Below are 6,820 nucleotides of genomic sequence, written 5' to 3' on the forward strand. Positions count from 1 at the left end.
TATGCAGATGACCATTACTCGCCAAAATACGCCCCGAGAGTAGGTCCAAGGGTTCTTGGTTGTAAGCGGTTACCCGTCCGCCTGCTTCTTGCACCAACACCACACCGGCGGCCAGATCCCAGGGCGATAGACCGCGTTCCCAATAGCCATCCAGGCGACCGCAGGCTACATAGGCCAGATCGAGGGAAGCAGCTCCACCCCGACGCACGCCTTGGGTACAGTGGGTGAAGTGGCAAAACTCGGCGTAGTTGTTATCTACAGTTTCACGGCGATCGTAGGCAAACCCGGTAACCAGCAAACTATTGTCTAGGCGATCGGTGGACGAGACGGTCATGGGCAGGCGGTTGCGGGTGGCCCCTAGCCCTGTGGCGGCGCGAAACAGCTCTTGATGGAAGGGGTCGTACACGGCTCCGACTTGGGGCACGCCGTCAATCAATAGCCCGATGGACGCCGCCGAAAAGGGGTATTGATGGGTGTAGTTGGTGGTGCCGTCTAGGGGATCGATGGCCCAAAGAAAGGGGTTGTCGAGGGCACCCTGGCGTCCTGACTCTTCCGCCAAGATGGCATGGTCGGGGAAGTGGCGCTGGATCACGGCGAGGATGGCTGCTTCAGCCGCTTTATCAGCTTCGGTGACCAGATCGCCCGATCGCCCCTTTTCTTGAATCTGAACCTCACTCAGTTTGCCCCAGTAGGTTTGCAGCACTGTGCCGGCGGCTAGAGCTGCTTCGGTGGCAATGTCGAGAAACCGTTGGAGTTGGTCGGGAGAGGGCATGATGGCGATCGCTTTTAGATAGCAGGGACATAGCTTCTCCCATACCCTACCATGCCCTCCAGCCTTAGCCGTCGGCCTTGAAGTGCTGTGACCTAGATGGGGAATCAGCCCATGGGCCGCTGGCGCAATCCTGTTGGCAATCAGGGCTCACATCTCCTAAGAACGCTGGCGAAGCCCATGGTTCAAACAGATGCATATCCCAATTTGATGGCGGAAGGATCAGGGCGGGTGATTGCATTGGAATCCTTGCGTTGGGATGATAGTGGTGCTGCACTAACCTCTGGATCATGGCGCGACTCAACAACGGCCAAGTTTTAGCCGTGACCGTGGGACTGGCGATCGCCCTCGCCTATGGATGGATGGTGGTGCCATGGGTCATGCAACCTATGTCGGAAGACCTGCTGACCGATCCGTTTTTACAAGCCCCAACGCCCACTAGCGTCAACGTGGTGTGGTTTACGGAATTTGAGGGGTCGAAGCATGTTGTGGACTATGGCAATGGGTGGAGACAACGGGCGATCGCCACCACCACCCTCCTCAGCCGTACCCGTGAAGATGCCAAGTCTCGTGTGGGCAGCCAAACCGAGGATGGGCAGGTGTACGATAGGGTGCGCGATCGCCCCATTTGGCGGCATGAGGCGGTACTAGCTGACTTGACTGGAACGGTTCCCTATCGCGCCGTGAGTTTCAAAGGCGATCGGCAGATAGTTCGCAGCCAGTCGTTCCAAGCGGCACCTGCGCCTGCGCCCGGTGTGCCGCTGCACATTTTGCTCACGTCGGATCATCAGTCCCAACCTATGACTGCGGCCAATCTGCAAAAAGTTGTGGAAACGGTGGGGGCGATCGATGCCGTGTTCCTAGCGGGGGATTTGGTCAATATTCCCGATCGCGCCTCCGAGTGGTTTGATGATCATCGCGGCAATGCCTTTTTTCCCTGCCTGCAAGGTCGAGCCCACTACAAGCTGACCTACGATGACGTTGAAACGACGTACCGAGGTGGGGCGATTATCCAATCGGCTCCGCTGTTTGTGGCGACGGGCAACCATGAGGTGATGGGGCGGCTGTCGGAGGCAGACTTAAATGAGCAATTTAATGACCCCCAGCCAAGGGCGATCGCCGCGCAACGCTATCAAGAACGGGCCGCTGACATTAACCCCACCCACGATCCTGCTATCCAAGCCGAGTGGATTAAGGATCAGTCCTTTAACATCGATACGGTTCATGAACTGTTTACGCCGCTGAATGCCGAGGAGCCGCGATCGCCCTACTATGCCGTCACCTTTGGCGATGTGCGCTTGGTGGTGCTGTTTGCTACGAATATTTGGCGCAACCCCAGCCTAAATCCCAACGTGCGCGGTCGCTATCGAGAACAGGATGCGGCGCTGGATGACCCGACCCAGTGGGGGTACGGGCAACATATTTTTGAGGCGATCGCCCCGGGCAGTCCACAGTACACCTGGCTCAAAGCTGAACTGACCAGCCCAGCCTTTCAGCAGGCAAGGTACAAAATCGTGATGTTTCACCATCCGCCCCATTCCCTGGGGGATAACATCGTGCCGGCCTATACCGATCCGGTGCAAATCATCGATCGCTTCCCCGATGGTCGGATCAAATCGGTGCGCTACGAATATCCCAAAGATCAGGATTATCTGATTCGCGATGTGGTGCCGCTGCTGGAGAATGCCGGAGTGCAGTTGGTGCTGTATGGGCATTCCCATCTGTGGAATCGCTTTATCAACGGCGCAACCCACTATCTCGAAACCTCAAATGTGGGCAATACCTATGGCGCGTACCTCAGCGATCGCCGCCCGATTCCGATCGGGTTTCAGGAAGACTATGCCGCCTTTGATAATCCTAATGGTCTAGAACCCGTGGTGCCGACGATCGCCCCCCTGATGGATGAGCATGGCGATCCGCTGCCCTACCTTGCCAGCAACGAGATCACCGCCTTCAGCATTTTGGATACGGGAACCGGAACCGTCAGTAGCTACCGCTTTGATACGCGCCAACCGGATTCCGAGGTTGTGAAATTTGATGAGTTTTCCCTCGATACGCCGCCGTAACCTAACCTGAGTTCGGGATAAGCTGAAAGCCTCATTTTCTTGTGGACTGAGAGCTTGATTCTTTCGTCCAATAAGCTGGAAAATCCCCTTAACCCGAGCTGGCGTTAACCTATTTCCTAGTCTCTCCCGACTGAACAGACCGCCCTAAGCGCTGCGACGCAGGAAGGGAATCAGCGCATTGGCCACCTTCTCGGGCCAATCCTGCTGGGGATAGTGACCCACCTCTTCGAGAGACACCAGCTCCGCTGCCGGTGTTTGCTGCACAAACGCTTGGGCTTGATCGATGGACAGCCAAGGATCATTCACCCCCCACTGCACCTGAATCGGCGCATCCCACGACCTAAAGCCGGCACTAATTTGGGCCGTTGCCTCCGACAGCCGCAGATTTTGCACCGTTGCCAAGAGCGATCGCCCGGCATCAGAACTTTTGAGGAACGGCCGTCGATAAACATCCAGATCCTCATCAGATACTTGGTATTGCCCTCCCCCTTCCAGGGTGCGATCGACCAACAGCGGATCTTGGGTGAGCATATCGCCAACTAAGGGAATGCCCAACATGCCAATTTTCCAGGGTACCTTAGCTTCCGGGGTGATCGGTGCATTCAAAATCGCCAAGCGTTCAATGCGATCGCGATGCTGTAGGGCATACTGCAAACCCACCGAACCGAGAAATCCCTGCACCACCAAATGCACCCGCTCTAGGCTCATAGCCTGCATCCAGGCATCCAGCGCCGTTTGGAAGGCGGCCGAGGTGTAGGCGAAATCGCGTTTATCGGGCTTATCGGAAAATCCAAAGCCAGGCCAATCGGGAGCGATCGCCCAGAAACCTTGATCGGCCAGCGCCTCCATCACCTCGCGCCAGCCATAGCTCTGGGACGGCAGCCCATGGAGCAGCACCACCGGCGGCTTCGTTGTTTCATTCACCGGCTTGGCATCCCGGTAAAACCAGGTGACTGAGCCCACTTCAATCCAATTTTCAGTTGTAGTCACGGTAGGTTAATCAGTACTTTCTTAAGAAATAGTTTCAAGATTCCTACCAGTGTTCAGTGTTTTGGGATTCTTGTCTATGCATAGAAAGATCTCAGGCTGATCCATAGACGAGACGAGACTATCGATGAAATAGCTGATCGCCTGCTGCTAGACGCGATCGCCGCTAGTTTCGCACCGGCACCACCTGATTCAGATCCGCTGCCTGCCGTACCGCATTGGCGACCCTGAGAGCATAGACACTACTCTGGGGTTGGATGTAGAGAGGCTTGCCCTCCGTGAGGTAGTTCAACACCGACTGGGTGTCTTGGGCAAACAGCCCTCGCCGACTGCCGCCATCTAGGGGGCGATCGCCCTCTGCCGTGACCAATTTACCTTGGGTGCCGTCGAAATGAATCAAACCGTTTTGACCATGAATGTCTAAACGACGTTCCGCCGCCCAAATAGCCTCACCTTTGCCATAGATCACCTCTGCCATCAGCCCGCTTTCAAACTGAAGCTGACCTGAGCATAGGCAAGTGGTATGGAACGAATCTCCCATGCTGTGAGGATAAGTGGAGGGATGGTCTACCCAGATTTGGTTTTGTCCGCTCACCGACGTTACCTTGCCAAACAGGGTCGTTAAGCGATGGATACGAGACAGGGCACCCACCAGCGGAAAGCCAAAGGTATCGGCTTGATAGGTCCACTTACGGGGAGCGGGGTGTTGGGGGTTGAGGCTGGAGTAGCGCACATAGAGGGGCTTGCCAATGGACGGCAACTGTTGAGCGATCGCCCCATGGACGCCACTTAAAACATCAATCTGTTCCACATGCAGCAGCCGATGCTGAGCCTCAGCTAGGTTGACCAATTCCTCCGCCTCGGCGCTATCGAGGGATAGGGGATATTCCACCACCACATGCTTACCTGCCTGCAGCGCAATGCGGGCGATCGCTCCATGGAGGCGGTTCACGGTGCAAATGACCACCATATCTACATCGGGATGCTGCACCAATTCTCCCCAGGTGGCCAGGGCAGGAATGCCAAAGGGCTGACAAAAATTGGCCGTGCGCGCCTGGTCTTGCCCCGCCACCGCCACCACCTGCGATCGCCCATCAGCTTGAAAGGTTTCGACTCGCAGTTTCGCCGCATAGCCCGTCCCCACGATGCCCACTCGAATGGGTGCATTCATACGCTGTTCAATCCCCTCGTCCTGCGTCAATACCTCAGTTTTACATGGAACTGCGATCGCCTCCGCCCGCTTCGATGATGAGCATGGCCCAAACGCCAAGACCTTGCTTTTCCGTTGCTATGTCTATTCTTAGACAGATAATATTTTCTAATGAGTCCATGGTTTTTGCGCCTGGCCTGGTTATGAAGAAAACCTTAACTACGGGTATAGGGTGCCATGATTGAGCGCGATCGCCCTATCCGATCGACGGGTTTCCGGTGACCTATAAGTAATTCAGCGGCAAAACACGGAAATTCATGAGTAATCCCATTAGCTCAATTTATGGAACTGACGTCACAAGCCTTAGCTTTTCCCGTAGTATCAGAAATGGAGTCAGGCAACACTGCCGCGCGTCGCTCCACGCCCACGGGTGGAGCTTTTGACTCCGCAACCATAATCCTGCCGTTTTAGACTATTTGAGAGGACTACTGCATGGCAACCTATAAAGTTACGTTGATTAACGAAGCAGAAGGACTAAATACCACCATCGATGTGCCCGAAGACGAGTACATTCTTGATGCAGCAGAAGAGCAAGGCATTGACTTGCCTTACTCCTGTCGGGCAGGTGCTTGCTCCACCTGTGCTGGTAAGCTACAAAGTGGCACCATCGATCAGTCCGATCAGTCCTTCTTGGATGATGACCAAATCGAAGCTGGGTTTGTGTTGACCTGCGTTGCATATCCCACTTCTGATTGCACCATCCTCACTCACCAAGAAGAAGAACTGTACTAAGTTCGACAAGCTTCACATCGACGAGTTCTGAACTAAAGGGCAGGGATCAAGGAAGCGTTCAACGGTCATGCTCTCTGCCCTATCTTTTTTAACTACCTCTGTTAACTCATGTCATGCATGTCATGGTTTTGAATGGCATGGTGAGAGGCTTGCTCTTTGCTTAAAATTATTGATGCTGCAGACATCCAGCTTCATCAAGGCTGGAGTCAATAGATATGATACCTATAGCCTAGGACAAGACCACGGGCATCCTGGTTTGTGGTTTTCTCATCAAGACGGCCAATGCATACTGTAGATTCCACTACCATTCTTGCCTTTTGGTTTGGTGAGCCGATCCAGACGCCTAACTATGCTGAGCGTCGATCGCTCTGGTTTGGCAAAGATCCAGATTTAGACCGAGAGATTGGCGATCGCTTCCTAGGTACCTACCGACAGGCCGCTGCCGGGGAATTGGATCACTGGCAGCAAAACCCCTTCGATTGCTTGGCCCTTGTGATTGTTCTCGATCAATTCTCGCGCAACCTTTTTCGTCAACAGGCCCAAGCGTTTGCCACCGATAGCAAAGCGTTGTCCATTGCCCAGGGAGCGATCGCCCAGGGATTTGATCAGCAGCTTCATCCTGTGCATCGCATTTTTCTCTATCTACCTCTAGAGCACAGCGAAGATCGAGCGATTCAGCAAGAGTCGGTAGCTCTCTTTCAGCGGCTTGCCGAAGCTTATCCTGAACTCAACGACACCTATGAGTATGCCCTGCGTCACCAGCGAGTGATCGAACAGTTTGGTCGCTTCCCTCATCGTAATGTTGCCCTAGGTCGGGAATCGACTCCAGAAGAACAAGACTTTCTAAAACAACCCGGCTCGTCTTTCTAGATGTCACGCTCTAGATGTCACGCTTGAACGTAAACATCCTTTGCAAAAACAGAATGTAAGTCTTTAAAGACTCTAGGATAGAGTTAGGTTCAGTGTAATTACCCAAAGATTAACCATCTCTACACCATGGATTATCTATGGGCTAAAGGAATATTCTGCTCATTCCAGAGACAGCGAAGACATCGG

The 6,820-nt window shown here is 54.2% G+C and carries 6 protein-coding genes; 3 read left to right on the forward strand and 3 right to left on the reverse strand.

Going from position 1 to position 6,820, the window contains the following annotated elements; genetic code table 11:
- A partial coding sequence (locus V6D20_11930) for an inositol monophosphatase family protein (GenBank protein HEY9816488.1) occupies positions 1–772 on the reverse strand: 772 nt, incomplete at its 3' end.
- Between the two features lie 287 nt (positions 773–1,059).
- On the opposite strand from V6D20_11930, the gene V6D20_11935 reads away from it, so the two are divergent.
- Positions 1,060–2,835: a metallophosphoesterase gene (locus V6D20_11935; protein HEY9816489.1), complete on the forward strand. Its 1,776-nt coding sequence runs from the start codon at positions 1,060–1,062 to the stop codon at positions 2,833–2,835.
- A gap of 144 nt (positions 2,836–2,979) precedes the next feature.
- On the opposite strand, the gene V6D20_11940 is transcribed toward V6D20_11935, so the two are convergent.
- Positions 2,980–3,825 carry an alpha/beta fold hydrolase gene (locus V6D20_11940; protein HEY9816490.1) on the reverse strand — a complete coding sequence of 282 codons (846 nt, stop codon included), beginning with the start codon at positions 3,823–3,825 and terminating at the stop codon, positions 2,980–2,982.
- A 163-nt stretch (positions 3,826–3,988) separates the two neighbouring features.
- The gene (locus V6D20_11945; GenBank protein HEY9816491.1) at positions 3,989–4,993 is read right to left on the reverse strand and encodes a Gfo/Idh/MocA family oxidoreductase; all 1,005 of its coding nucleotides are present in this window, start codon (positions 4,991–4,993) and stop codon (positions 3,989–3,991) included.
- A gap of 471 nt (positions 4,994–5,464) precedes the next feature.
- Here V6D20_11945 and V6D20_11950 point away from each other — a divergent pair, with 471 nt between their 5' ends.
- Both V6D20_11950 and V6D20_11955 read left to right on the forward strand, forming a co-directional pair.
- On the forward strand, positions 5,465–5,764 hold the full coding sequence (locus V6D20_11950) for a ferredoxin (protein ID HEY9816492.1): 300 nt from the start codon (positions 5,465–5,467) through the stop codon (positions 5,762–5,764).
- 282 nt (positions 5,765–6,046) lie between these two features.
- Positions 6,047–6,634, forward strand: coding sequence for a DUF924 family protein (locus V6D20_11955; protein ID HEY9816493.1), 588 nt, complete (start codon positions 6,047–6,049; stop codon positions 6,632–6,634).
- Positions 6,635–6,820: the final 186 nt, after the last annotated feature.

The sequence above is a fragment of the Candidatus Obscuribacterales bacterium genome (genome assembly GCA_036703605.1).
GTDB lineage: Bacteria > Cyanobacteriota > Cyanobacteriia > RECH01 > RECH01 > RECH01.